Below are 24,084 nucleotides of genomic sequence, written 5' to 3' on the forward strand. Positions count from 1 at the left end.
GGGCTAACCCCCGGTTTCCTCGGTAGTTTGCAGATTCGTTGACCATGATCATGAAAAAGTCATTTTATTTCGTGATTGGTCTGCGTAACGTAGCATCGTTTCCCAGGGCGCCGGCGCGTCGGTCATATGGCGATCGACGCGCCGGCGGGGAAGCCGAACATGTCCGCCATCGGGCGGTCATGCGATTTGACGCAATCAAAAAGCCTTACAGATCCAGGAGGCCAGGGAAGATGGCACGAGTGGCAATCGTCACCGGCGGCACGCGCGGCATCGGTCGCGCGATTTCGGAACGCCTGAAGGCGGACGGCTTCACTGTCGCCGCCAATTACGGCGGCAATGATGCCGCGGCACAGGCGTTCTCGTCGGAGACCGGCATCGCCGTCTACAAATGGGACGTGGGTGATTTCGACGCCTGCACCGCCGGTGTCGCCAAGGTCGAGGCCGAGCTGGGGCCGGTCGACGTGGTGGTGAACAATGCCGGCATCACCCGCGACGCCACCCTGCACAAGATGACCCATGCCCAGTGGGACGAGGTCATCCGCACCGACCTGACCTCGGTGTTCAACATGTCACGACTGGTGATCGAGGGCATGCGCGCCCGGTCTTATGGCCGGATCATCAATATCAGCTCGATCAACGGCCAGAAGGGCCAGATCGGCCAGACCAATTATTCCGCCGCCAAGGCCGGCATGATCGGCTTCACCAAGGCGCTGGCCCAGGAAGCCGCATCCAAGGGCATCACCGTCAACGTGATCGCGCCCGGCTATGTTGACACAGAAATGGTTGCGGCGGTTCCCGAGCCGGTGTTGCAGAAGATTATCGGGACCATTCCGGTCGGCCGGCTTGGCAAGGCCGAGGAGATCGCCCGCACGGTGAGCTTCCTGGCAGCCGAGGACGCCGGCTTCATCACCGGCGCCACCCTTACCGTCAACGGCGCTCAGTACATCGCCGGCTGACCCGCATCCGGGGACGGTCTCCGCGCCGGCATCGCCATCAGGTGGTGCCGGCGCGGAGAACCACCCCGGCACCTCACGCGGGCCGGCCGGAGGTCAACACCGACATCCCCCGATCCGAGGTGACATCACCCATGCTTCGCAGCCGTTCTTCGCGCACCGCCGCGTTCTCCCTCTCTCCCCTGCTGGCCGGCGCCGCCCTGATGGTACTGGCCGTGGCCGCCGCCCCCGGCAGCGCCCGGGCCGAGCGCGATATTCCCGATGGCGCCACCGTGCTGTCGCTGTCTGAAACCGCCACCACCGTGGTTGCCGCCGATCGTGCCCGCGCCACGCTCGCCGCCGAGGAGCGCGGCCCCGATGCCGTCAAGGTTCAGGGCGAGATCAACCGCAAGATCGAGGCGGCATTGAAAGTCGCGCGCGAGGTGTCGGCGGTGAAGGTCGAAACCGGCGGCTACGGCGTCTATCCGGTCGATCTCGAAGAGGGCAAGGCCCGTGCCTGGAACGGCCGCCAGTCCATCGAGCTCGACAGCGGCGACATGGTGGCGCTGGCCGATCTGGCCGGGCGTCTTCAGGCCATGGGGCTGGTGTTGCAGGATCTGAACACCTATGTCTCGGACGACCGCGCCCGCGCCGAAAGCGACCGGCTGACGCTCGACGCCATCCGGCAGATCCGTGCCCGCGCCGATCTGATCGGCCGCGAGATCGGCACCCGCACGGTCAAGATCCGCTCCATCGCACCCGGCAGCGGCCCGGGCAATCCACAGCCGATCCCGTTCAAGGTCCAGCGGATGGAAGCCATGTCCGCCAGCGCCGACATGGCCGCCCCCTCGATCGAGCCGGGCGAGCGCACGCTGCGTCTCACCGTTCAGGCCGAGCTGCTGCTGGAGCCCTGATCGCAGGCCACAGCCGGACATGAAACCGCCGCCCGGGACAGACGTCACGGGCGGCGGTTTCATGTCTGGCTCAAAGGCGGATGGAGGCGTCGGGATACCCGGTGGTTCAACCCGGTGGTTCAGCCCGGCATAGTCGCCTGCATCGACGGCCGGGCACCGAAGACCGCGAACCACGCCGCCAGCTTCGGCCGGCCATCACGCCAGGCATCGTCTGCGAAGCGGAAATCCATATAGCCCAGCGCCGCCGCGACCGCCAGCCGGCCCAGGCTGGGGGTGTCGCCCAGAACCGTATCGGCCTCCTGTTCCAGCAGGTCCAGTGTCCGCACCATCTTGGCCTTCTGGCGGGCATCCCAGCCGGCCCAGCGATAGGGTTCAGGCCGGCGCAGGCGCTCGATCAGCCGGGCGACGCCGGCATCGATCACGCCATGTCCCAGCGCCGCCAGCCGGCGCTCCGACACCCAGCCGGAATCGTCCTGCGGCACCAGCCGGCTGCCGCCCAGGCTGCGGTCCAGATAGTCGGCGATCAGCAGGCTTTCCACCAGCACCCGGCCGTCATCCAGTTCCAGCGCCGGCACCTTCTCAAGCGGGTTCACCGCGGCCAGCCCCGAGGTCTCGGTCCAGGGATCGCTGACCGTGGTCTCCACCCGGTCGGCGATGTCCAGTTCCAGGATCGCCAGCCGCACGATCCGTGCGAAGGGTGAGGTGGGGGTATAGTACAGCTTCATCGTCCGCGGTCTCCCGTTCTGGGCTGTTGGGGCGTCTCCCGGACGAAACCCTAGGCGGGTGCGGCCCCCGCCGCAAGCGCCCTCAACCCGCCACGCTCACGCCCGGTCCTTGGCGCTGCGCACCGCCGCGAACACATCCTCGGGCGCCCGCCCGGCCAGCCCCATGGTCGCGGCCAGCACCGGATCGTCGGCGCGCAGGAACGGGTTGGTCAGCTTCTCGTCGCCCAGCCGCGAGGGCACGGTCGGGATATCGGCCGCGCAGGCGCGGGCGACATCCTCGGCCCGTGCCGCCAGCGCCGGGTTCGACGGATCGATGGCCCGGGCGAAGCGGGCATTCGATGCGGTGTACTCATGGGCGCAATAGACCATGGTGTCGTCGGGCAGTTCGCGCAGCTTCAGCAGCGACTGCCACATCTGCGGCATCGTGCCCTCGAACACCCGCCCGCAACCCAGCGCGAACAGCGTGTCGCCGCAGAACAACGCGCCATGGCGTTCGAAATGGAAGGCGATATGGCCGCTGGTATGGCCGGGCACGTCGATCACCCGCGCAATGGCGCCACCCAGGTCATAGCTGTCGTCCTGACCCAGCGCCAGATCAATGCCGGGGATGCGCGACCGGTCGGCCGCCGGGCCGACGATGGTCAGCCCGTACCGCGCCTTCAGCGCCAGATTGCCGCCGACATGATCGCCATGATGATGGGTGTTCAGAATATGGGTGGGGGTGCGGCCCAGCCGGTCCAGCGCCGCCACCACCGGCTCCACCTCGGCCGGGTCGACGATCGCCGTCGCCGTCGGTCCATCGGCGTCGTCGACCAGGATCAGGAAGACATAATTGTCCGACAGGCACGCAACGCGTTCGACGGTGAAACGGATCATCTGGCGGTCCTCAAGCTGGCGATCGGTAGGGTCATTCTATCACAGACGGCGCTGGTGCGGGGTGCCGCGCTGACCGCCGCCGCGACGCCGCGCCGCGCTTGCAGGCGGCGACCGCCGCCCCCATCTCTGCCCTCGGGTTCGATCATGAGCCGCGACCGCCCCAGGAGCCGCGACCGCCCATGTGGCATGACATCATCGAGCTGCGGAACTTCTATCAGTCGCGCAGCGGCCGGATCGCGCAGCGCCTTCTGCGCCGCGATCTGCGGCGGATCTGGCCAAGGGTCGGCCCCGGCGAAACCCTGTTGGGGCTTGGCTATGCCACGCCGTTCCTGCGGCCGTTTCTGGGCGAGGCGGGGCGCGTGGTCGCGGCGATGCCCGCCCCCCAGGGTGGCCATGTCTGGCCGCCCGAGGGCCCCAATCTGGTGGCGCTGGTCGAGGAATTCGAACTGCCCTATCCCGACCAGAGCATCGACCGGCTGGTGATGGTGCATGCGCTGGAATTCGCCCCCGCCGCCCAGACCCTGCTGCGCGAATGCTGGCGAGTGCTGCGGCCCAGCGGCCGGATGGTGGTGGTGGTGCCCAATCGACGGGGCATCTGGGCGCGGGTCGACCGCACGCCTTTCGGCCATGGCAATCCCTACAGCGCCGGTCAGATCACCCGCCTGCTGCACCGGTCGATGTTCGTGACCGGCACCGCCGAAACCGCGCTGTTCGCGCCGCCGGCCGAACGCGGGCTGGGTCTGCGGGTCGCCGGGCCACTGGAACGCTTTGGCCGGCGCTGGCTGCCGGCCGTCGGCGGTGTGGTGATCATCGAGGCGCAGAAGCAGGTCTATGCGGCAACGCCGCCCGGCGGCCGGCGGGTGCCGGCGCGGGTGGCCGTGGCCGGCCGCCTGGCGCCATCCGGCCGCCGCCGCCCGGCCTGGGCGCCGGGTCGCGGTGTGGCGGGGGTCGCCAGTGCGCCACCGGCCGATGCCGGCGATACCGGGCCCGACTAGCGATAGATCAGGTCGCGCAGGGTCAATGCCAGCGGCGACCAATAGGTGATCAGCATCTGGCAGGCGATGACCACGGCGATGAACGGCAGCAGATAGCGCACCATCCGGTTCAGCGGCACCTGCGCCACGGCACTGGCCGCGAACAGGTTCACGCCGAAGGGCGGGGTGAACATGCCCATGGCCAGATTGACCACCATGATGATGCCGAAATGTACCGGATCAATGCCGAAGCCGATCGCCACCGGCGCCAGGATCGGCGCCAGCACGATGATCGAGGCCGAGGTTTCGATGAACATCCCCACCAGGAACAGCACGATGTTCACCGCCACCAGAAAGCCCAGCGGCCCGGCGAAGGTATCGGCCAGGAACCGGCCCAGTGCCGCCGGTACCCCGGCCTGTGTGATCAGATAGGAAAACAGCCCCGCCGCGGCGATGATGAACATGATCACCGCCGACGAGATCACCGATTTGCGGAAGATCACCGGCAGGTCGCGCAGCTTCAGTTCGCGATGAACGCCGAAGCCGATCATCAGCGCCGCCACCACTGCCACGACCGAGGCTTCGGTGGGGGTGAAGACGCCGCCATAGATCCCGCCCAGCACCACCACCGGCAGCATCAGCGACGCGAAGGCGCGGCGGGTGGCGGTCAGCACCGGCAGGCGGTCCAGGCCGTCTCCCGCCCCCCAGCCGGTCATCCGCGACCAGACCACGACCGTCACCGCCAGCGCGCCGGCGATCAGCAGACCGGGGCCGAAACCGGCGATGAACAGCTCGCCGATCGACACTTCCGCCGACACGCCATACAGGATCAGCGGGATCGATGGCGGCACGATCACGCCCAGTTCCGCCGACACCGCCTGCACCGATGCGGCATAGGGCCGGGGATAGCCATGCTTCGCCAGCGCCGGGATCAGGATGGCGCCGATCGCGAAGGTGGTGGCAACCGACGAGCCGGACACGGCGGCGAAGATCATGCAGGTCAGCACGCAGGTGACGGCCAGCCCGCCGCGCATGCCGCCGACCAGCGATTTGGCGAAGTCGACCAGCCGATAGGAGATACCGGCCCGCTCCATGATATTGCCGGCCAGAATGAAGAACGGCACCGCGACCAGCGGAAATTTGTCGATCGCGATGAACAACTGCTGCACCACGATCAGCAGTGGCAGCTTGGTGAAGGCATAGACGCCGAAGGCGCTGGCCAGGCCGACGGCAATGCCGACCGGCACCGACAGCCCCAGCAGCACCAGCATGGCGAGCAGCATGGCGGCGGTCATGGGTGTTCCCGTTTCCGTGGCGACATCTTGCGTGATGGTGGCAACATCTTGCGTGACGACTTGCGTGACGACCGGGCGATACGCGCGCCGCTGGCCGCCGGCATCAGACCTGGGCGTCCAACTGGGCCCGGTCCGCCTCGTCCCGGCGGGTCTGCGGATCGACCAGCCGCGCCAGAACCGCCAGCATGCAGAAGGCCGCCCCCGCCGGCAGGGCCGCATAGGCGACGCTGACCGGAATATCGAGCCCGGCGAGATTCTGGAACCGGACCCGCTGGGCGATGATGATGCCCTGCCAGACCATCAGCCCCAGAAACGCGAAGCTCGACACCGCGATCAGCCCGTCCAGCACCAGCCGGGTCACGCCGGATGAGGCCCGGCGCGCCAGATCGACCGACACCGCCGCACCGGTGCGGAAGGCACCGGCGGCGCCGAGAAACACCATCCAGGCGATCAGCAGCTGGATCGCCACTTCCGACCACGGGCTGGGCTGGGCCAGCACGAAGCGGGCGACGATCTGCCAGAAGCCGATCGCGACCGCGGCCCCCAGTGCCAGCATCGCAGCCAGCACCGCCAGTCCGGTCAGAAACCGGTCCGCGGCAAGAATGAGGCGGACGATCATCAGGCGCACCGTTTCCAGAAAGAAGGTCTCCGACACAGATCATGGACGGCATGTCCACCCGCAGGCCTCGTTGGCAGGCAGGGCGTCCACACCGTCCGGATCATCGGTCGGCGATTACGGCTGCCACGCGCGGATGCGCTTGATCAACTCCGGATCGAAGCGCTTCTCGTATTCGGCATAGGCCGGCGCCAGGGCTTCGGCGAAGCGCGCGCTGTCGGGATGCTCCACCACGGTCATGCCGGCCGCTTCCAGCTTGGCGATACCGTCGGCCTCGAAGGTCTCGACCTGTTTGCGCATGGCATCGGCACCGATCTTGGCCGCTTCCTTGAAGGCGGTCTTCTCGGCATCCGACAGTTCATCCCAGCGCGACGGCGCCATGATGAACAGGGCCGGCGAATAGACATGGCCGGTCAGCGACAGATACTTCTGCACCTGGGCGAAATTGCCCGACACGATCACCGGGATCGGGTTTTCCTGGCCGTCGATGGTGCCCTGCTGCATGGCCGTGAACACTTCGGGGAAGGCCATCGGGGTCGGCAGCGCACCCAGCGTGGTGAAGGCACGCATATGCACGTCGTTCTGCATGGTGCGGATCTTCAGGCCCTTGACGTCCTCGGGCTCCGTCACCGCGACCTTGTTGTTGGTCAGGTGCCGGAAGCCGTTCTCGCCCCAGGCCAGGGCGATCAGGCCGCGCTCAGGGAACTTGTCCAGCACTGCCTGGCCGATCTCGCCGTCCAGAACGCCACGGGCATGGGCATAGTCGCGGAACAGGAACGGGATGTCGAAAGTGAGGGTATCGGGTACGAAGTTGCCGACCGGGCCGGTCGAGGTGACGACCAGATCGATGGTGCCGAACTGCGCGCCCTCGATCATCTCGCGCTCACCGCCCAGCGCATTGGACGGGAACATCTCGACCACATATTTGCCGTCGGTCTTCTCGGCCAGCGCCTTGGCGAAGGCATCGGCACCGACGCCGTAATGCGAGGTCGGCGGCAGGCTGTAGCCAAGCTTCAGGGTGATCGGATCGGCGGCGATGGCGGCACCGCCACCCAGCAGCGCCACGGCCAGCAGGCCCGTTCCCAGCACGGCGGTCGCGGCCGTCCTGATCAGCGACAGGTTCATCGGGGTCTCCTCCCTCTCCCTCGGTTCTTCAAGACCGGTCGGTGATCGGTCGGTCGGGGCCGTCCAGACTGCCCCTGCCGCATCACCGTGCCGCCGTTCTCCGCGGCTGGTTCCGGTCGGCGCATCCGACCGGGCGTCCCCGCCCATGTCGTCGCATCCATCTCTTTCCTTTTAACCGGTTAAGGCTCGCCTGTCTTCTGTCGATCCGCGCCTTTGATCATGATCGAGCGCCCATCTTCCCCAATCCTGTCAATCCGACGGCCGGCCGGGATGCCATCTTTGGTGCAAAAGGCCGCAATCACGCACGGAAGATTGCAATCACACAGCCCCGGCGCAATGATCAGGCATGATTTCCCGAGGGATGCAGGCATGCCCCGTCTTCCGGTCGATCCGCCGCCGCCGGCCAGACCGGCGATTGATGCGGACCAGCGCTGGCGCCGCACCCTTGCTGCCGCCGATCGCGCGGCCCTGCGGGCACTGGCGCGCGGCCGTCCGCTGGAAAACGTTCTCAACATCGTCTGCAATGCTCTGGAGCGGCTGATCGACGATGCCGCCTGCTCGGTGCTGTTGCTGACCCCCGACGGCCGCCGGCTGGTGCATGGTGCCGCGCCAAGGCTGCCGCAGACCTATATCGCTGCGATCAACAACACCGAGATCGGCCCCACCGTCGGTTCCTGTGGCACGGCCGCCTATTTAGGCCGTCAGGTCATCGTCGAGGATATCCGCTCCAGCCCCCTCTGGGTCGACTTCCGCGACGCAGCCGATGCCGCGGGCCTGCGGGCCTGCTGGTCGACCCCGATCCGCAGCCCGAAAGGCTGCGTCCTCGGCACCTTCGCGGTCTATTTTCACCAGCCGCGCGGCCCTCTGCGCCGGGATCTGCGCACCGCCGCCCATATGGCGACCCTCGCCGCCGTCGCCATCGGCCGCCGGCGCGCCGAGGATGCGCTGCTGGAGGCAAAGGGACGGGCGGAAGACGCCAACACCGCCAAGACCACCTTCCTTGCCGGCATGAGCCATGAATTGCGCACGCCGCTGAATGCCATCATCGGCTTTGCGGAAATCATGGCCACCGAGATGCACGGGCCGGTCGGGTCGCCGCGCTATCTGGACTATGCCAAGATCATCGCCACCAGCGGCCGCCATCTTCTGGCCCTGATCGACGACCTGCTCGACCTGTCGAAGCTGGAGGCCGGCCGGGTGACGCTGATGCGGGAGCCGGTCGATCTGGGGCTGGTGGTCCGCGACGCGCTGTCGATGGCAGGCCAGCCCGGGCCGGTCGATGCCCCCGGCGTCGTCGCCGATCTCGCCGCCGGCCCGCTGGTGGTCGAGGCCGACCGCCGGGCCCTGGTTCAGGTGCTGATCAACCTGATCGGCAATGCGACCAAATTCACCGGCGCCGATGGCCGCGTCACTGTGCGGCTTCTGCTGACACAGGACGGCCGGCCGGGCTTCGAGGTGACGGATACCGGCATCGGCATTCCCGCCGACCGGCTGGCCGATCTGTGCCGGCCCTTCGTGCAGATCGAAAACGTCTATTCCCGCGAGCGCCGCGGCACCGGCATGGGCTTGTATATCTCGCGCAGCCTGGTCGACCTGCATGGCGGCAGCTTCGAGATCGAAAGCCGGGAGACGGCCGGCACCACGGTCCGCGTGCTTCTGCCCGCCGACCGGCTGGTGCCCGCCCGGCGCCTGGACAATGACGCGGCGGCATCGTCGGGCGCCGGTCTCTGAATCTAAGCGTCCTCTGAATCTAAGCGTCCGTGTCGTCCAGCCCGCCCGAGATGCGCGGCGCGCGTTCCAGAACGAACATGCCGATTTCACCCATCAGATTGGCATAGGCGCCGGGGGCGTCGCGCCGCACCACCCGGCCATGGCTGTCCAGCGCCAGCGCGGTCTTGATCCGCACATCCGATGCCGCACACAGCCGCACGAAATCGGTGATCGTGCACAGATGAATGTTCGGCGTGTCGTACCAGGCATAGGGCAGGCCTTCCGTGCGCGGCATCCGGCCGCGCAGCAGCAGATAGGCCCGGCAGCGCCAATAGGCGAAATTGGGAAACGACACGATCGCCCGCCGCCCGATCCGCACCAGGTTGCGGATCACCAGATCCGGCCGGCGGGTGGCCTGAAGGGTCTGGCTCAACACCACCACGTCGAAGGCATCATCGGGGAAATAATCCAGATCGTGATCGACATCGCCCTGAATGACCGACAGGCCGCGGGCCACGCATTCCTGCACACCCTGCTGGCTCAACTCGATGCCGCGGGCGTCGCAGCCCTTCACCCGGTCCAGATAATGCAGCAGCACGCCGTCGCCGCAGCCGATATCCAGAACCCGCGCATGCGGCTCCACCATCCCGGCCAGCAGGTCCAGATCGGGGCGCAGCGCCGGATAGCCGTGGGCATCGTGGATCACCGCCGGCCCCATCGGCCGGATGCGCCGATCGCGCCCATCCGTGCCATGCCCATCTGTGCCACGCCCGTCCGTGCCATGCCGGTCGGTGGCACGCCAGCTCATGGCCGCACCAGCCCGGCATGGGCGGCGGCGCCGTCCATGAAGCCAGAGACGATGCGCGCGAACACCGGCTCGTCCAGCAGGAAGGCGTCGTGGCCGCGATCGGTGTCGATCTCGGTGAAGCTGACATTGCCGGCCACGGCGTTGATCGCGCGGGCGATGGTGCGGCTTTCCACCGTCGGGAACAACCAGTCCGACGAGAACGAGATCAGGCAGAACCGCACCCGGCTGCCACGGAAGGCATTGGCCAGCACGCCGCCATGATCGGCCGCGATGTCGAAATAATCCATCGCCCTGGTGATATACAGATAGCTGTTGGCGTCGAAGCGGTCGACGAAGCTGATGCCCTGATGGCGCAGATAGCTTTCCACCTGAAAATCCGCCTCGAAGCCATACGACATCCGCTGGCGGTCCTGCAGCCTGCGGCCGAACTTGGTGTGCAGCGCCATTTCCGACAGATAGGTGATATGCGCGGTCATCCGCGCCACCGCCAGCCCCTTGGTCGGGCGGGTGTCGTGGTCGGCATAACGGCCCTGATGCCATTGCGGGTCGGCGATGATCGCCTGACGGCCGACCTCGTGAAAGGCGATGTTCTGCGCGGAGTGGCGGGCCGCCGTGGCGATCGGCACTGCCGCGAACACCCGGTCGGGATAGCTGACCGCCCATTGCAGCACCTGCATGCCGCCCATCGACCCGCCGACCACCGCGAACAGCCGGTCGATGCCCAGATGGTCGATCAGCAGCTTCTGCGCCCGCACCATATCGGCGATCGTCACCAGCGGAAAATCGGTGCCCCAGACCGTGCCGGTCTGCGGGTTGATACTGGCGGGCCCGGTCGACCCCATACAGCCGCCCAGAATATTGGCGCAGATCACGAACATGCGGTCGGTGTCGATCGGCCTGCCCGGCCCGACCAGGGTCTCCCACCAGCCGGCCCTGCCGGTAACCGGGTGCGTGCCCACCACATGCTGATCGCCGGTCAGCGCGTGGCAGATCAGCACCGCATTGCTGCGATCGGCATTCATCCGGCCATGGGTGGTATAGGCGATATCGATCGGCCCCAGGCTGCGGCCGCAGTCCAGCGGCATGGCCTCGTCCACCGCCAGACGCGCGATATGGCTGGCACCCCCGGCATCCGGGCCCATCGGAACCTCCCTCTCCAGGGGGATGTGGCAGAACGATCAGGCAACGTAGCTAGAAGCCGTGCCCGGATCGTGTCAACGTTTTCTTTGATTTTGGCCGGGACGGCGACTATCAATGGTCGCCGGGTTCCGTCCGTTCGCTGCGGATCATGTCCGCGGCGTCTGCCGACCACCCTGCCCCGCCCATCCCCTTCCCCGGATCGACCGCGCCGGCCGCAAGCCCTCGGCGCGTTCCTGGAGATCGTGCCGACCATGTCCAGCCCGGAACCGACGCCAGACGAACGCCTCGACGTGCTGCGCCAGCAGATCGACACCATCGACGACGAGTTGCACGATCTGATCGTGCGCCGTACCGAACTCGTCGAGCGGGTGGGCGAGATCAAGCGCGATGCCTGGGGGCAGGTCAGCTTTATCCGCCCCGGCCGCGAGGCGCGCATGCTCCGCCGGCTCAATGCCCAGCATCGCGGCCGTTTCCCGCGCCCGGTGCTGCTCCGGCTGTGGCGCGAGATGATCATCGGCTCGCTGTGCCTGGAAGGGCCGTTTTCCGTCGCGGTGTTCGATGGCCGCGGCGATGGCGAGTTCTGGGATCTGTCACGCGACCATTTCGGGTCGTTCGCGCCGATGCGTGCCCACCGCAGCGCCACCGAGGTCGTGACCGAAATCAGCGCCGGCAGCGCCACCGTCGGTGTGCTGCCGGTGCCCGGCAGCCATCACGCCAATGACGACGCTCATTGGTGGCGGGCGCTGTTCAGCGAACGCCCCGGCACGCCCAAGGTGATCGCGCGCCTGCCCTTCGTGCGCATGCCCAACAGCCGCGCGCAGGATCTGGACGGGCTGGTGATCTCGGCGCTGGACCCCGAGCCCACCGGCGACGACCGCAGCCTGATCGCGGTTGAGCTGGAGGGCTCGGAAATCAGCCGCGACCGCCTGTTCGAAGGCTTTGAACGGGCCGGCCTGCGGGCACGCTGGATCGACAGCCACGTCACCGGCGGCCCCGCCAATCTGCGCACCCATCTTCTGGAGGTGCCTGAATTCGTCGCCGCCGATGATGAGCGTCTGGGCCGGCTGCGCAACAGCTTTCCCGATGTCGCGGCCCGGGTGATCGCGATCGGCGGCTATGCCACGCCGCTGACCCTCGACGAGTTGCGATACCCCGCGCCGCCGGCCAGTTGAGGCCGGCGGCAGCACCCGCTTCTCGCGCCCTGCCCGCCCCGTTCCGCCGGTTGCCCCCCTGGGTTTCGGCGCGGCGCTCGCGGACACCGGATGCCGCGGCCCGCCAGCCCCGCGCGAGGCGCCTCACCACGCCCGTCGCCGCGATCCCGCTCATCGCCCCCTTTCGCCCCCAACCCGCACGGCCGGCGCCGGCGGACGTGTCCTCAATGGAGACCAGCATGACCGCGCTTACCCCCCGTCCGGGTATCATGGACATCAAGCCCTATGTCGGCGGCAAGAACAGTGCCGACGGCGCCGGGCGGGTGATCAAGCTCGCCTCGAACGAAAACGATCTCGGCCCCAGCCCCAAGGCGGTCGAGGCGTATCTGTCCTGCGCCAGCATGCTGCACCGCTATCCTGAGGGTGGCGCCGACGATCTGCGCCAGGCGATCGGCGAGGTCCATGGGCTGGATCCCGCCCGGATCGTCACCGGCTGCGGCTCCGACGAGATCCTCACCCTGTTGTCGCGCGCCTATGCCGGCCCCGATGATCACGTGCTGTACAGCCAGTACGGCTTCCTGATGTACCCGATCAACGCCAAGGCCGTGGCCGCGCGGCCGATGCAGGCCCCGGAATCGGCGCTGATCGCCGATGTCGATCAGATGCTGGCCCATGTCACCGATCGCACCCGGATCGTGTTCCTGGCCAATCCGAACAACCCGACCGGCAGCCTGCTGCCGGCATCGGAGGTGCGTCGCCTGCATGCCGGCCTGTCGCCGTCGACGCTGCTGGTGCTGGACGCGGCCTATGCCGAATACGTCACCGATCCCGATTACAGCCCCGGTGTCGATCTGGTCGACGCGGCCCAGAATGTGGTGATGGCACGCACCTTCTCGAAGATCTACGGGCTGGCGGCGCTGCGGGTCGGCTGGGCCTATTGCTCAGGCCCGGTCGCCGATGTGCTGAACCGCATCCGCAACCCGTTCAACGTGCCGCTGCCGGCGCAGGTCGCCGCCACCGCCGCGGTGCGCGATCAGGAGCATGTCGCCCGGGTGCGCGCCTATACGGTGGAGAAGCGCGCCTGGCTGGCCGGCGAGCTGACGGCGATGGGGCTGGTGGTCCATCCCAGCCACGGCAATTTCCTTCTGGTCGACTTCCCGGCCGATGGGCCCCACACCGCCGCCGCGGTCTACGACCAGTTGATGGCCGATGGCATCATCCTGCGGGCCATGGGCGGCTATGGCCTGCCCAATGCCCTGCGCATCACTATCGGCGCCCCGGAAAGCCTGGATGCCCTGGTCGCAAGCCTGAACACCATCCTCGGCCGCAACGGCTGATCCGGCCCGGCCGGTATCGCGCCGGCCGGCATCCTTGTCGTCCCGACGTCCTCCCTCTCCCGGAAACCGTCTCTGTCATGGTCAAGAACCCCCCGGTCATCAACCGTCTCGCCATTCTCGGCATCGGCCTCATCGGCAGCTCCGTCTCGCGTGCCGCGCGCCAGTATGGCGCGGCGGCCCGGGTGGTCGCCTATGACACCGATGGCGATCGGCTGGCGCGGGCGCTGGCACTGGGGGCCATCGACGATGCCGCCGCCAGTCTGGAAGACGCGGTGACCGATGCCGATATGGTGGTGATGTGTGCCCCCGTCGGCGCCATGGGGGCGATCGCGCGCCAGGCGGCGCCGGCCATGCGGGCCGGCGCCATCCTGTCGGATGTCGGCTCGACCAAGACCTCGGTGGTGGCGGATGTGCTGCCGGTGCTGCACCAAGGCGTCCATTTCATCCCCGCGCATCCGGTCGCCGGCACCGAGAAATCAGGCCCTGAGAACGGCTTCGCCACCCTGTTCGACGGCCGCTGGTGCATTCTCACGCCCCCTGAGGGCGCCGACACCGCCGCGGTCGATCTCTGTGCCGCCTTCTGGCGGGCGCTGGGCAGCAATGTCGACGTGATGACGCCGGAGCATCACGACACGGTGCTGGCGATCACCTCGCATCTGCCGCATCTGATTTCCTACACCATTGTTGGCACGGTGATGGATCTGGAGGAGCACCATCACTGGGAGGTGTTCAAATATGCCGCCGGCGGCTTCCGTGACTTCTCGCGTCTCGCCGGCTCGGACCCGGTGATGTGGCGTGACGTGTTCCTGAACAACCGCGATGCGGTGCTGGAAATGCTCGGCCGGTTCACCGAAGACCTTCAGGCCCTGCAGCGGGCGATCCGCTGGGGCGATGCCGAAAAGCTTGAGGCGCTGTTCACCCGCACCCGCGATGCCCGCCGTCAGATCATCGAGGCACGCCAGGCCTGATCAGACCTGATCTCGTTGTGGACGACCTCGGGCGGGATCGCTCACGAGGCGGTCTCGGGCGGCAGCACCGGTTCCACCGGCACCAGCGGCAGGCCGGCCACGCTCAACACGCCCGACTGGATGGTCAGCGGCACCCGCACGGCGGCGCGGCCCTCGTCGTCGACACGCTCGAACAGGCCCAGCATCTGGTCGAGCACAGCCCGCATCGCCGGCTTGATATCGCCCGAGGCTTCCAGCCGCGCCAGCACGGTTTCGGCGCCGGCGATGCGGAAGGCGGCGGCCCCCTCAGGCCGCAGCGCCGCATCCAGCGCGAAGGTGCCGTCGCCGGTCATGGTGACGTCGTCGGCGATCGCCTCGAACCGGGTCATCTCCACCACGCCGCCGTCATCACGCCACCGCTCCAGCGCCGCACGCGTCACCGGCTCCGCCACCGGGCCGCTCCGGGTCAGGTCGACGAACAGCCGCGACAGGGTCGGCAGATCGGCGGCCTCAGGGTCCATCCCGTCGATCTCCAGTGCCCCGCGCATGCCGCCCTCGGCCTCGCGACGCTGATGCAGCTGCGCGCGGGCCATGGTGAAACCGGCGGGCCGGCCGGTCGCGGGCGTGAAGCGGCCGGTCACCTCTGTCATGTCCAGCGCCGACCGCTGCAGCCGGCCCTGATCGTCGAACACCACGCTTGCCGCCGCATGGGTGGGGGTAAGCGTGATCCCGCTGCCGGCGCTCGACAGCATCACCGGGCCGGTGATCACCGCCACCAGATGGGTCGGGCGCAGGGGCTGCATGAACACCACCACCTGTTCCGCCGCCACACGTGCGGGGTCCGCCGTGCCGCCCGCCGTCAGCACCGGCGCAGGCACGGTCGCCTCCAGCCGGAACGGCCAGCCGTTCACCACCACCGGACCGTGGCTGAAATCGTGCCCCGCCACCTGCTGGTCGGCGGCGAAGCGGTCGACTCCGGCGGCGACCTCGTCGGCCAGCCGGAACCAATAGATCGTCCACACCGCCAGCAGCACCACGGGAACGGCGAGCAGTATCAGAACGCGCTTCAGTTTCATGGGCGGCGGATCTTCATGACAGAGGGCTCCGGTCGGCGGAGACGAAGGGACTGACGTCTATATAGCGCCCGCCCGGCTCCGGGTCGAGCGGCGGTGCCCGGGCTTGTCGGCATGCGACCTGCCGCCCGGGGGGACAGGCTTTGCGCACGGGCCCCCGCGGGGGTAAAGTCGATCCCCGGATGGACGACCGTTCGCAAAGGGAGATCTTCGCATGCCGGCCGATGATGGCGCGGATGTCTGGGTGTTCGGCTATGGCTCGCTGATGTGGCGACCGGGGTTCGAGCCGGTGGAGAGCCGCACGGCCCTGTTGCGCGGCTATCACCGGTCGTTGTGCATCTATTCCACCCGCTATCGCGGCACGCCCGACCGGCCGGGGCTGGTTCTGGGGCTGGACCGGGGCGGGGCCTGCCGGGGCATCGCCTTCCGTATCGCCGCCGCCCGGACCCGTCAGGTTCTGGCCTATCTTGACGAGCGCGAGATGGGCCAGGACGACACGGTCTATCTGCGCCGCCTTCTGAGAATTCAACTGGATGACGGCCGCCGGGTCACGGCCGTCACCTATGTCGCGGATCGCAATGGCGCCCGTTACACAGGAAGGCTGGGTTTCGAGAATATGGCGACGCTGGTGCGCGCCGGCAGCGGCATGATGGGCACCGCCCACGACTATCTGTCGCAGACCCTGGAGCGGATGGCGGCGCTGGGCCTGCATGGCGGGCCGCTGCGCCATGTGCTGGAGGCGGCGTCCGTGGGCCGTGATCCGGCCCCGGCGGCGGACCTGGTGGATGGCACCACGACGCATCCGGAATCCGCAACAGATTTGCCTTCCGGGGCCGGGTCGGGTAATCACGTGTAGAACAGGTTCAGGACGCGATCAGATGACCCCGATGAATACCGACAACAATCCGGCGCTGAAATCGATCTTTGGCGAGGATCACCCCCTGATCAGCCATTTCGGCATGGAGGTGATGGAGATCGACAAGGGCCTGGCGGTGGTGCGTCTGCCCTATCGCGGCTTCATGGTCGGCAATCCGGAAACCGGGGTTCTGCATGGCGGGGTGATGACCACGCTGATCGACAGCGCCTGCGGCATCGCCGTGTTCACCGCCCTGCCGCGCCTGCAACCCATCGCGACCCTGGACCTGCGGATCGACTATATGCGGCCATCCACCCCACATAAATGGCTGATGGCCCGGGCCAAGGTCACCCGCGTCACCCCCAATGTCGCCTTCGTGGTCGCCGAGGCATGGCATGAGGGTGAGGACGGGCCGGTCGCTACCGCCGCCGGAAGCTTCATGATCGGCACCAAGCTGACCCACCGCGAGGACGCCGCATGATCAGCCTGAAGGACGCCATCGAACGGTCGCGCAGCAATGGCGACTTCACCGCGCTGAACGACGCGGTGCCCTATACCCGCTTCCTGAACCTCGCCGCCGAAGAGGGCGAGGGCGAGTTGATCTTCCGCATGGGCTATCGGCCCGAGCATATCGGCAATCAGGTTCTGCGGGCGCTGCATGGCGGCATTATCGGCTCGCTGCTGGAAACCGCCGCCCTCTCGCATGTGATCTGGGAGATGGAGCAGGTCCGCGTGCCCAAGACCATCACCATCACCATCGATTACCTGCGCTCGGGCCGGCCGGTGGATACCTTCGCCGCCAGCCGGATCACCAAGATGGGTCGGCGGGTGGTGAACGTCCACACCACCGCCTGGCAGGATGACCGGTCGAAGCCGATTGCATCGGCCATCGCCCATTTCCTGATCGACTGACCAGCGGCCCCTGGCCAGCGCTCCTTGGCCAGCGCTCCTTGGCCAGCGCTCCTTGGCCAGCGCTCCCTGGCCAGACCGCCCGGCTGCCACGGCATTTCCGCTCGCATGCCCCGCCGCCGTCACGCGCTTGCGAAATTCATCCACATTTTGCAGAACATGTGGAAGGCGCCTGTGACTCCTCAAAATTTCAACGATTTCCACGGATTTTCGCGCGGCTGACTGACGGGATATCCGCGATCACCCCCAGATCATGCACAGAGTTATCCACAGAACGGATATCCACAGGCTGTGCAAAGCCGCGCGGCCCGGTGTCGTCGCCGGTCAGGCCAGCCGTGACGGCGCCTCGGCCGCCAGCCGGGCCGCTGCCGGCTCGATCGCGGCCTGCACTGCCGCCAGCAGGGCATCGCCCTGCAGCCCCGGCGCCAGAGGCGGCAGGATCTCGATCACCGTCACCCCTGGCCGCCGTTCCAGCAGCCCCCGGCCCCAGAACAGGCCGGTATCCAGCGCCACCGGCACCACCGGCAGCGACGGGGTTGCCCTGGCGACCAGGGTCAGGCCACGCTTGTAATCGGGTGCCGCCCCCGGTGCACGGCGGGTGCCTTCGGGAAAGATCACCAGCGGGCGCGCCTCGGCGGCGCAGGCGCGCGCCGCCGCCTGCATGCGCCTGAGCGCCGACGGTCCGCGCGCCCGGTCGATCGGTACCATGCCCACCCGCTTCAGATACCAGCCCAGAACCGGAATCAAGGTCAGTTCGCGCTTCAGCACGAAGGCCGGCCGATCCAGCAGATTGCCCAGCACGAAGGTTTCCAGCATCGATTGATGCTTGGCGGCCAGAATATAGGGCGCCGGCGGCAGATGCGCCCGGCCGCGGATCTCCACCCGCAGGCCGACCACCACCCGCAACAGCCACAGAATGCCGCCCAGCCACACCCGCCGCAGCCGCCACAGCATGCCGGTGCTGGCAACGAAGGGCAGCGCCGCCAGCATCACCAGCACCGACCAGGGAAAGAACAGGATATTGAAGGCAAGCGCCCTGATCCGGGTCATGCAGCGCGCTCCACGGGCAGGGCGGCCAAGGGGTGTGCCAGAGGGGGATGCGGCAGGGGCAGCAGCTTGCGCAGCAGCCAGTCCCGCACCCAGGCCAGCAGATATTTCTGATACTCGGCCAGGAACAGGGCCGCCGTGCCGGGCCAGCGCCACCACCGATCCTGCTTCACATGTTCAGGGATGATCGGGTGGGGCAGGATCGCCACGCCCGGCATGGCGCGTCGAAACTCGATCAGCGCCCGCGGCAGGTGATAAGCCGCCGTCACCAGCCGGATCGACCGCACCCCGCGCGCCTGCGCCCAGGCATAGGTCTCGCGCGCATTGCCCACCGTGTCTCCGGCCGAAAACCCCAGCACCACCCGGTCACCATAGGCACCGATATCGCGGCCGCTGGCGCGCAGCAGATCGGGCAGGTCGACACGCTGATCGACCCCTGAGATGAACAGCAGGGGGGCCGCGCCGTCATCCAGCAGATCCAGCCCGGCATCCAGCCGGTCGGCGCCGCCGGTCAGCACCACCACCGCGTCGGTGCGCTCGGAAATCGGCGGCGTCCGCGCCGGCAGGGTTTCGGCGAAGATCACGAAGCCCGCGGCCCAGGCCACCACCACCAACAGCACCAGCCGCGCGATCAGCACACGCAGCCGCCAGGGCTGCCGTCGCGGGCGCCCGATCTGCTGCCGCCGTCCGCGGGTCACGGCATCGCCCTCAAACGGCGGATCACGGTGATGCGGGCGACCAGCGCCGCCGCCACCGCCAGAGCCGGTGTCACCAGCACCAGCCCGCCCCAGCCGATCGGCCCCGGATCCAGCCGGGGCAGCAGCGGGGCCGTGGTGTCGGGCAGTGCCGCCCCCGCCCCCGTCACCAGCAGGGCGGCGACGATGCTGCCCGCGGCACCGCCGATCAATCCCACCCGCAGGCCCTGCATGGCGAACTGGCGGGCGACGTAGTCATCGGGTGCCCCCATCACATGCAGAATGTCGATGGTGTCGCGATGGATGGCGAGCGCGGTCTTCACCGCGAACACCACCGCCAGCGCTGCCGCCAGCGCGAACAGCACGCCAAGCCCCACGGCGCCGGCCTGCACCGCGCGCCCGATGCGGGCCAGCCGTTCCACCCAGTCACCCGGCTGTTCCAGACGCGCGCCATCGACCGTCTGTGCCACCCGCTCGGTCAGTGCCGCCATCTCGCCCGGCTGTGCCGGGGCCAGGCGCAGATCCACCAGGGTCGGCAGCGGCAGGTCACCGGCGGCAAGCTCGGCGCCCACCCAGGGGGCCACCAGCGCCTGCGCCTCGGCGCGCGGCACCGGGCGGATCTCGCGGATCAGGGGCTCGGCTTCAAGCTGCGCGATCAGCGGCATCAGCCGGGGGTCGGGGCCGTGGTCGACATCCTCGGGCGCCGGCAGCCAGATGGTGGCGCTGTCGCCCAGCGCCGCCGCCCAGCGGTCGATCGCCCGGTCCACCGTACCCACCGCCACCAGCGCCAGCGCCAGCAGCGCCGCCATCGGCGCCAGCAGCCAGGGCAGGAAGCGGGCGGAAAGGTCGCGCCCCAGCGGCAGGCCGGCCGCGCGGCGCCCGATCATCGCGTCACCTCGGGCCGGGGAGGGGCGCCAGGGTCGGTGCCAGCGTTGGTCCCAGGGGCCGCCGCCGCATCGGTCCGCGCGGCGCCACGCAAGGCTTCGGCGGCTGACAGCCGCGGTGCCGGGCCGATGCGCAGCGGCGGTGCCGGCGGCATCAGCCGCACGGTGCCATCGGCCAGCACCAGCCGTGGGTGTCGGAACCGGGCAAGCAGGGTGGTGTCATGGGTTGCAACCACGATCGTGGTGCCGAGCTTGTTCAGCTCTTCGAACAGATGCATCAGTTTCAGGCCCATCTCGGCATCGAGATTGCCGGTCGGTTCGTCCGCAAGCAGCAGGCGCGGACGCACCACCACGGCGCGCGCGATCGCCAGCCGCTGCTGCTGGCCACCCGACAGGGTCGCGGGTGAGGCATCGGCCTGATCGCCCAGCCCCACCCAGGCCAGCAGTTCCATCACGTCGCGGCGCAGCTCCGCTTCCGGGGTCTTCAGGATGCGCAGCGGCAGGGCGGCATTGTCGAACGCGCTCAGATGCGGCAACAGCCGGAAATCCTGAAACACGACCCCGATCCGCTGGCGCATGCGCGCGCGGTCCGACCGGCCAAGGCCGTCGGCCTCGCGACCGAACAGGCTGATGCGGCCGGCGCTGGGGCGCTGGGCCAGATACAGCAGCCGCATCATGGTCGATTTGCCGGCACCGCTGGGCCCGGTGAGAAAATGGTATGAACCGGGGTCGAGTGCGAAGCTGATATCGCGCAAGACCTCGGCGGCGCCGTCGTACTGCATACCGACGGCGTCGAACCGGACAAGAGCCGTGTCGTCGGCCATCGATCCTGCCTGTTGCGAGGGGGTTCCGGAGGGGGTTATCCTCATGTCGCGCCGCGGGAAGCATCGCACGGGGCCGGCAACCTTGCAACCGGCACCGGGCGGAGCCTATAACCGGTCCCAGGGCATGGCACAACCGTCGTCCGGACCCAGGGATGGTCGTCCGGACCCAGGGATGTCGGGTGTTTCGGTGCCTGCGTGCTTGCGTGCCACGGCGGAGCCTATACTTTGTATGCCACGGTTCCGCCCGATATCAGTCCGGAGCGGCCCGGCTGAATGCGCGTCCTGCCGTCTGCACACCCCCTCGGTTCCGAGCGATGATACTGACCTGTCCGGCCTGTTCAACCCGCTACACGCTCGACCCGCAGTCGCTTGGACCCGACGGCCGGAAAGTGCGCTGCACGCAGTGTGGCCACGTCTGGCAGCAGGATCCCCCGGCGGACATGCCGCGGCCCTTGCCGCTGCCGCGCGGCGAGGATCCCGACGAGCCCGCCGCCCTGTTCGACCGCCGCAATGCGGTGATGATCGAACCTGCGCGGGCCAGCCCGCGCTGGCCCGCCTTCACGGCACTCGCGATCGTCATCGCCGCCATGATCGGCGGGTTGATCGTCGGCCGTGAACAGGTGGTGCGCGCCCTGCCCTTCACCAGCGGCGCCTATGCCATGCTGGGGCTGGGGGTTGGTGGCGAGGTGCTGGGCCTGGAAATCCGCAACCTCACCGCCCGTGGCGAGGTGGTCGACGGCCGCCCGGTGCTGGTGGTGGATGGCGAGATCTACAACCTGTCCGACGGGGTGCGCGCGGTGCCGCCGGTCGAGGTGCTGTTCATCGGCAACGACCGCCAGCAACTGGGCCGGTCGGTGATCGACGTCTCGTCGAACCGCATGCTGCCGGGCGAGGTGCTGCGCTTCAGCGAACGGCTGGAAAACCCGCCGCGCGCCGCCACCCGCTTCGATGTCGGCTTCGCGCAGACACCATGAAGACCCGATACCGATCCGGGGCCGGCCGCCAGAGGCGCCGGCCCCGATCTGTTGACCCCCATATCGCACAAGCCTCAACCCTCACGGAGTGACCTGCCTCATGCGTCCGGAAGGCGATATCCGCACCCTGATCAGCCGCGACGAGATCGACCGCCGGGTCGACGGGCTTGCCACCGAAATCTCGTCCTGCATGGGTGCCGAGCCGCTGCTGGTCGCGATTCTGAAGGGCAGCTTCGTGTTCACCGCCGATCTGATCCGGGGCCTGCATGGTGCCGGCATGCAGCCGCAGGTCGATTTCATGATGCTGTCCAGCTATGGCCGCAGCACCACCAGTTCGGGCACGGTGGAAATCCGCAAGGACGTGACCGATTCGGTCGAGGGCCGTCAGATCCTGCTGATCGACGACATTCTGGAAAGCGGCCGCACCCTGCGCTTCGCCCGCGACCATCTGCTGGCCCGTGGCGCCGCCGAGGTCAAGTCCTGCGTGCTGCTGCACAAGCCCGGCAAGGCCAAGGTCGAATTCCACGCCGATCATGTCGGCTTCACCGTCGACGACCTGTTCGTCATCGGCTATGGGCTCGACTATGCCCATTACTTCCGCGAGTTGCCCTATATCGGCGTGCTGGAGCCCCGGCAGGGCTAGGGGCGGGCGAACCGTCAGGGCGGCACCATCACAAAAATGGCCGGCACCGCTTCAGCAGCGATGCCGGCCATTCCGTCATCCGACGTCGAACGGTCAGGCGACGCCTTCAGCAACCTTGAACGGCGCCTCGGTACGGGCCTTCACGTCCTCGACCGTCAGGCCCGGCGCCAGTTCGATCAGGGTCAGCCCGTCATCGAAACTGAACACGCCGACCTCGCTGATCAGCAGGTCGACGCACGCCTTACCGGTCAGCGGCAGCGAGCATTCACGAACCAGCTTGGCCGATCCATCCTTGGCGTTGTGGTCCATGATCACCACCACGCGCTGCACGCCGGCCACCAGGTCCATGGCGCCGCCCATGCCCTTGACCATCTTGCCCGGGATCATCCAGTTGGCCAGATCGCCGGTTTCCGACACCTGCAGGGCGCCCAGGATCGACAGGTTGATATGCCCGCCACGCACCATGCCGAAGCTGGCGGCGCTGTCGAAATAGCTGGAATAGGGCAGTTCGGTGATGGTCTGCTTGCCGGCATTGATCAGGTCGGCGTCGACCTGGTCGTCATAGGGAAACGGTCCCATGCCCAGCATGCCGTTTTCCGAGTGCAGCACCACATGCACGCCCTCGGGGATATAATTGGCAACCAGCGTCGGAATGCCGATGCCCAGATTGGCGTAGAAGCCGTCCTTCAGCTCCTTCGCCGCGCGGCGGCACATGTCTTCGCGAGTCCAAGCCATGGTCACGCCTCCCCACGGGCACGCGTCGTGCGCTGTTCGATGCGCTTCTCGTAGTCGCGGCCGGCCACGATCCGCTTCACGAAAATGCCGGGCGTGTGGATCGCGTCGGCGCCAAGCTCACCCGCCGGCACCAGATGCTCCACTTCCGCCACGGTCATGCGACCGGCGGTCGCCATCATCGGGTTGAAGTTGCGCGCGGTCATCCGATAGATCAGATTGCCCTCGATATCGCCCTTCCACGCCTTCACGATCGACAGATCGGCGACCAGGCCGCGTTCCATGACGTATTCCTCGCCATCGAACTCGCGGACCTCCTTGCCGTCGGCGACGATGGTGCCGACGCCGGTCTTGGTGAAGAAGGCCGGGATGCCGGCGCCGCCCGCGCGGATGCGTTCGGCCAGCGTGCCCTGCGGATTGAATTCCAGCTCCAGTTCGCCCGCGAGATACTGCTTCTCGAAGGTCTTGTTCTCGCCCACATAGGACGACACCATGCGCCGCACCTGACGGGTCTCAAGCAGGATGCCCAGGCCGAAGCCGTCGATGCCCGCATTGTTCGAGATGACCGTCAGATCGCGCACGCCCGATTCGCGGATCGCAAGGATCAGGTTTTCCGGAATGCCGCACAGTCCGAAGCCGCCGGACATGATGGTCATGCCGTCCCTGAGCAGGTCGGCCAGCGCCGTCGCCGCGTCAGGGTAGACTTTCTTGCTCATGCATACCGCCTTTTCTCGCGAGGGTTTCCCCCCGATGATACCCCCGGTCCGTGTTTGATAAGCGGCACGTGAAGCGCTGTCAATCGATGCCGCCATCCGGCCCAGGGCTATCGCATTTGCCCAATGATCGACCTTGCGAATTCATCGGACCATCCGGCCCGTTTTCGCTTGCGGCTGATCG

At 68.0% G+C, this 24,084-nt stretch carries 26 protein-coding genes and 1 pseudogene; 13 read left to right on the plus strand and 14 right to left on the minus strand.

All coding sequences use genetic code 11. The features are described 5' to 3' along the window. Positions 1-230: 230 nt before the first annotated feature. Together phbB and IEW15_RS07955 are read left to right on the plus strand one after the other, a co-directional pair. The gene (gene phbB / locus IEW15_RS07950) at positions 231-956 is read left to right on the plus strand and encodes an acetoacetyl-CoA reductase (RefSeq protein WP_188576560.1); all 726 of its coding nucleotides are present in this window, start codon (positions 231-233) and stop codon (positions 954-956) included. A gap of 131 nt (positions 957-1,087) precedes the next feature. Beyond that, positions 1,088-1,846: an SIMPL domain-containing protein gene (locus IEW15_RS07955; protein ID WP_188576562.1), complete on the plus strand. Its 759-nt coding sequence runs from the start codon at positions 1,088-1,090 to the stop codon at positions 1,844-1,846. 119 nt (positions 1,847-1,965) lie between these two features. Here the strand turns inward: IEW15_RS07955 and IEW15_RS07960 are convergent, their stop codons facing one another. Next, the gene (locus IEW15_RS07960) at positions 1,966-2,571 is read right to left on the minus strand and encodes a glutathione S-transferase family protein (RefSeq protein ID WP_188576564.1); all 606 of its coding nucleotides are present in this window, start codon (positions 2,569-2,571) and stop codon (positions 1,966-1,968) included. A 96-nt stretch (positions 2,572-2,667) separates the two neighbouring features. Then, a complete protein-coding gene (gene gloB, locus IEW15_RS07965; protein ID WP_188576566.1) occupies positions 2,668-3,447 on the minus strand; it encodes a hydroxyacylglutathione hydrolase in 780 nt (259 codons plus the stop codon). 179 nt (positions 3,448-3,626) lie between these two features. Here gloB and IEW15_RS07970 point away from each other — a divergent pair, with 179 nt between their 5' ends. Continuing rightward, positions 3,627-4,442 (plus strand): methyltransferase domain-containing protein, encoded by an 816-nt coding sequence (locus IEW15_RS07970; RefSeq protein ID WP_188576568.1) that lies wholly within the window; start codon positions 3,627-3,629, stop codon positions 4,440-4,442. On the opposite strand, the gene IEW15_RS07975 is transcribed toward IEW15_RS07970, so the two are convergent. The 3 genes from IEW15_RS07975 to IEW15_RS07985 form a co-directional block, all read right to left on the minus strand. Then, positions 4,439-5,716: a TRAP transporter large permease gene (locus tag IEW15_RS07975; protein WP_188576570.1), complete on the minus strand. Its 1,278-nt coding sequence runs from the start codon at positions 5,714-5,716 to the stop codon at positions 4,439-4,441. The two genes, IEW15_RS07970 and IEW15_RS07975, sit on opposite strands and share 4 nt — an antisense overlap. 103 nt (positions 5,717-5,819) lie before the next feature. Then, entirely contained in the window at positions 5,820-6,335 is a 516-nt protein-coding gene (locus IEW15_RS07980) for a TRAP transporter small permease (RefSeq protein ID WP_188576572.1), read from the minus strand. A 114-nt stretch (positions 6,336-6,449) separates the two neighbouring features. Further along, positions 6,450-7,457 carry a TRAP transporter substrate-binding protein gene (locus IEW15_RS07985; protein ID WP_188576575.1) on the minus strand — a complete coding sequence of 336 codons (1,008 nt, stop codon included), beginning with the start codon at positions 7,455-7,457 and terminating at the stop codon, positions 6,450-6,452. Between the two features lie 369 nt (positions 7,458-7,826). Between IEW15_RS07985 and IEW15_RS07990 the strand changes: the two genes are divergently transcribed. Then, positions 7,827-9,188 carry a sensor histidine kinase gene (locus IEW15_RS07990; protein WP_188576577.1) on the plus strand — a complete coding sequence of 454 codons (1,362 nt, stop codon included), beginning with the start codon at positions 7,827-7,829 and terminating at the stop codon, positions 9,186-9,188. Positions 9,189-9,207: 19 nt separating this feature from the next. Here the strand turns inward: IEW15_RS07990 and metW are convergent, their stop codons facing one another. After that, positions 9,208-9,885, minus strand: coding sequence for a methionine biosynthesis protein MetW (gene metW / locus IEW15_RS07995; protein WP_188576637.1), 678 nt, complete (start codon positions 9,883-9,885; stop codon positions 9,208-9,210). Between the two features lie 86 nt (positions 9,886-9,971). Beyond that, positions 9,972-11,117 carry a homoserine O-acetyltransferase MetX gene (gene metX, locus IEW15_RS08000; RefSeq protein WP_188576580.1) on the minus strand — a complete coding sequence of 382 codons (1,146 nt, stop codon included), beginning with the start codon at positions 11,115-11,117 and terminating at the stop codon, positions 9,972-9,974. Positions 11,118-11,366: 249 nt separating this feature from the next. On the opposite strand from metX, the gene IEW15_RS08005 reads away from it, so the two are divergent. The 3 genes from IEW15_RS08005 to IEW15_RS08015 all read left to right on the plus strand — a co-directional run bounded on the left by IEW15_RS08005 (position 11,367) and on the right by IEW15_RS08015 (position 14,571). Next, a complete protein-coding gene (locus tag IEW15_RS08005; protein ID WP_188576582.1) occupies positions 11,367-12,287 on the plus strand; it encodes a chorismate mutase in 921 nt (306 codons plus the stop codon). A gap of 218 nt (positions 12,288-12,505) precedes the next feature. Continuing rightward, complete coding sequence (gene hisC / locus IEW15_RS08010) at positions 12,506-13,603, plus strand: histidinol-phosphate transaminase (protein ID WP_188576584.1); 1,098 nt, start codon at positions 12,506-12,508, stop codon at positions 13,601-13,603. A 77-nt stretch (positions 13,604-13,680) separates the two neighbouring features. Then, complete coding sequence (locus tag IEW15_RS08015) at positions 13,681-14,571, plus strand: prephenate/arogenate dehydrogenase family protein (protein ID WP_188576586.1); 891 nt, start codon at positions 13,681-13,683, stop codon at positions 14,569-14,571. Positions 14,572-14,612: 41 nt separating this feature from the next. Here the strand turns inward: IEW15_RS08015 and IEW15_RS08020 are convergent, their stop codons facing one another. Further along, the gene (locus tag IEW15_RS08020) at positions 14,613-15,626 is read right to left on the minus strand and encodes a DUF2125 domain-containing protein (protein WP_188576588.1); all 1,014 of its coding nucleotides are present in this window, start codon (positions 15,624-15,626) and stop codon (positions 14,613-14,615) included. A 211-nt stretch (positions 15,627-15,837) separates the two neighbouring features. On the opposite strand from IEW15_RS08020, the gene IEW15_RS08025 reads away from it, so the two are divergent. The 3 genes from IEW15_RS08025 to IEW15_RS08035 are packed head-to-tail and all read left to right on the plus strand — an operon-like array spanning position 15,838 to position 17,391. Further along, entirely contained in the window at positions 15,838-16,479 is a 642-nt protein-coding gene (locus IEW15_RS08025; protein ID WP_188576590.1) for a gamma-glutamylcyclotransferase, read from the plus strand. Positions 16,480-16,501: 22 nt separating this feature from the next. After that, positions 16,502-16,960: a PaaI family thioesterase gene (locus tag IEW15_RS08030; RefSeq protein ID WP_188576592.1), complete on the plus strand. Its 459-nt coding sequence runs from the start codon at positions 16,502-16,504 to the stop codon at positions 16,958-16,960. Then, entirely contained in the window at positions 16,957-17,391 is a 435-nt protein-coding gene (locus IEW15_RS08035) for a PaaI family thioesterase (protein WP_188576594.1), read from the plus strand. Before IEW15_RS08030 ends, IEW15_RS08035 begins: the two co-directional genes overlap by 4 nt. 321 nt (positions 17,392-17,712) lie before the next feature. Here IEW15_RS08035 and IEW15_RS08040 read toward each other — a convergent pair whose 3' ends face one another. Genes IEW15_RS08040 through IEW15_RS08055 form a run of 4 tightly spaced genes read right to left on the minus strand, consistent with a single transcriptional unit; the run spans position 17,713 to position 20,838 of the window. Further along, positions 17,713-18,438, minus strand: coding sequence for a lysophospholipid acyltransferase family protein (locus IEW15_RS08040; RefSeq protein ID WP_188576596.1), 726 nt, complete (start codon positions 18,436-18,438; stop codon positions 17,713-17,715). Further along, positions 18,435-19,133 (minus strand): YdcF family protein, encoded by a 699-nt coding sequence (locus IEW15_RS08045; RefSeq protein WP_229707920.1) that lies wholly within the window; start codon positions 19,131-19,133, stop codon positions 18,435-18,437. The genes IEW15_RS08040 and IEW15_RS08045 overlap by 4 nt, the downstream gene beginning before the upstream one ends. Beyond that, positions 19,130-20,017 carry a cell division protein FtsX gene (locus tag IEW15_RS08050; protein WP_188576599.1) on the minus strand — a complete coding sequence of 296 codons (888 nt, stop codon included), beginning with the start codon at positions 20,015-20,017 and terminating at the stop codon, positions 19,130-19,132. The genes IEW15_RS08045 and IEW15_RS08050 overlap by 4 nt, the downstream gene beginning before the upstream one ends. After that, the gene (locus tag IEW15_RS08055) at positions 20,014-20,838 is read right to left on the minus strand and encodes a cell division ATP-binding protein FtsE (protein WP_188576601.1); all 825 of its coding nucleotides are present in this window, start codon (positions 20,836-20,838) and stop codon (positions 20,014-20,016) included. Before IEW15_RS08055 ends, IEW15_RS08050 begins: the two co-directional genes overlap by 4 nt. A 314-nt stretch (positions 20,839-21,152) precedes the next feature. On the opposite strand from IEW15_RS08055, the pseudogene IEW15_RS26745 reads away from it, so the two are divergent. The 3 genes and pseudogenes from IEW15_RS26745 to hpt all read left to right on the plus strand — a co-directional run. Next, positions 21,153-21,248 (plus strand): annotated as a pseudogene (locus IEW15_RS26745) (zinc-ribbon domain-containing protein); the annotation flags it as partial. 30 nt (positions 21,249-21,278) lie between these two features. Continuing rightward, positions 21,279-21,812, plus strand: a complete 534-nt coding sequence (locus IEW15_RS08060; protein ID WP_229707921.1) for a hypothetical protein — start codon at positions 21,279-21,281, stop codon at positions 21,810-21,812. Between the two features lie 100 nt (positions 21,813-21,912). Further along, a complete protein-coding gene (gene hpt, locus IEW15_RS08065; RefSeq protein ID WP_188576606.1) occupies positions 21,913-22,455 on the plus strand; it encodes a hypoxanthine phosphoribosyltransferase in 543 nt (180 codons plus the stop codon). Between the two features lie 93 nt (positions 22,456-22,548). On the opposite strand, the gene IEW15_RS08070 is transcribed toward hpt, so the two are convergent. Further along, entirely contained in the window at positions 22,549-23,190 is a 642-nt protein-coding gene (locus tag IEW15_RS08070; RefSeq protein ID WP_188576608.1) for a CoA transferase subunit B, read from the minus strand. A 2-nt stretch (positions 23,191-23,192) separates the two neighbouring features. After that, positions 23,193-23,903, minus strand: coding sequence for a CoA transferase subunit A (locus IEW15_RS08075; RefSeq protein ID WP_188576610.1), 711 nt, complete (start codon positions 23,901-23,903; stop codon positions 23,193-23,195). Between the last annotated feature and the right edge of the window lie 181 nt (positions 23,904-24,084).

The sequence above is a fragment of the Tistrella bauzanensis genome (genome assembly GCF_014636235.1).
Taxonomy (GTDB): domain Bacteria; phylum Pseudomonadota; class Alphaproteobacteria; order Tistrellales; family Tistrellaceae; genus Tistrella; species Tistrella bauzanensis.

Coding starts and splice junctions, on each gene's coding strand:
- IEW15_RS07975 (WP_188576570.1), bottom strand. CDS start 5,716: ATGACCGCCGCCATGCTGCTCGCCATGCTGGTGCTGCTGGGGCTGTCG.
- IEW15_RS08055 (WP_188576601.1), bottom strand. CDS start 20,838: ATGGCCGACGACACGGCTCTTGTCCGGTTCGACGCCGTCGGTATGCAG.
- IEW15_RS07990 (WP_188576577.1), top strand. CDS start 7,827: ATGCCCCGTCTTCCGGTCGATCCGCCGCCGCCGGCCAGACCGGCGATT.
- IEW15_RS07985 (WP_188576575.1), bottom strand. CDS start 7,457: ATGAACCTGTCGCTGATCAGGACGGCCGCGACCGCCGTGCTGGGAACG.
- IEW15_RS07955 (WP_188576562.1), top strand. CDS start 1,088: ATGCTTCGCAGCCGTTCTTCGCGCACCGCCGCGTTCTCCCTCTCTCCC.
- IEW15_RS08025 (WP_188576590.1), top strand. CDS start 15,838: ATGCCGGCCGATGATGGCGCGGATGTCTGGGTGTTCGGCTATGGCTCG.
- IEW15_RS08070 (WP_188576608.1), bottom strand. CDS start 23,190: ATGGCTTGGACTCGCGAAGACATGTGCCGCCGCGCGGCGAAGGAGCTG.
- IEW15_RS07970 (WP_188576568.1), top strand. CDS start 3,627: ATGTGGCATGACATCATCGAGCTGCGGAACTTCTATCAGTCGCGCAGC.
- IEW15_RS07980 (WP_188576572.1), bottom strand. CDS start 6,335: ATGATCGTCCGCCTCATTCTTGCCGCGGACCGGTTTCTGACCGGACTG.
- IEW15_RS08040 (WP_188576596.1), bottom strand. CDS start 18,438: ATGACCCGGATCAGGGCGCTTGCCTTCAATATCCTGTTCTTTCCCTGG.
- metW (WP_188576637.1), bottom strand. CDS start 9,885: ATGGGGCCGGCGGTGATCCACGATGCCCACGGCTATCCGGCGCTGCGC.
- IEW15_RS08030 (WP_188576592.1), top strand. CDS start 16,502: ATGACCCCGATGAATACCGACAACAATCCGGCGCTGAAATCGATCTTT.
- IEW15_RS08075 (WP_188576610.1), bottom strand. CDS start 23,903: ATGAGCAAGAAAGTCTACCCTGACGCGGCGACGGCGCTGGCCGACCTG.
- IEW15_RS08005 (WP_188576582.1), top strand. CDS start 11,367: ATGTCCAGCCCGGAACCGACGCCAGACGAACGCCTCGACGTGCTGCGC.
- IEW15_RS08060 (WP_229707921.1), top strand. CDS start 21,279: ATGCCGCGGCCCTTGCCGCTGCCGCGCGGCGAGGATCCCGACGAGCCC.
- phbB (WP_188576560.1), top strand. CDS start 231: ATGGCACGAGTGGCAATCGTCACCGGCGGCACGCGCGGCATCGGTCGC.
- hisC (WP_188576584.1), top strand. CDS start 12,506: ATGACCGCGCTTACCCCCCGTCCGGGTATCATGGACATCAAGCCCTAT.
- IEW15_RS08020 (WP_188576588.1), bottom strand. CDS start 15,626: ATGAAACTGAAGCGCGTTCTGATACTGCTCGCCGTTCCCGTGGTGCTG.
- hpt (WP_188576606.1), top strand. CDS start 21,913: ATGCGTCCGGAAGGCGATATCCGCACCCTGATCAGCCGCGACGAGATC.
- IEW15_RS08015 (WP_188576586.1), top strand. CDS start 13,681: ATGGTCAAGAACCCCCCGGTCATCAACCGTCTCGCCATTCTCGGCATC.
- IEW15_RS08035 (WP_188576594.1), top strand. CDS start 16,957: ATGATCAGCCTGAAGGACGCCATCGAACGGTCGCGCAGCAATGGCGAC.
- gloB (WP_188576566.1), bottom strand. CDS start 3,447: ATGATCCGTTTCACCGTCGAACGCGTTGCGTGCCTGTCGGACAATTAT.
- IEW15_RS08050 (WP_188576599.1), bottom strand. CDS start 20,017: ATGATCGGGCGCCGCGCGGCCGGCCTGCCGCTGGGGCGCGACCTTTCC.
- metX (WP_188576580.1), bottom strand. CDS start 11,117: ATGGGCCCGGATGCCGGGGGTGCCAGCCATATCGCGCGTCTGGCGGTG.
- IEW15_RS07960 (WP_188576564.1), bottom strand. CDS start 2,571: ATGAAGCTGTACTATACCCCCACCTCACCCTTCGCACGGATCGTGCGG.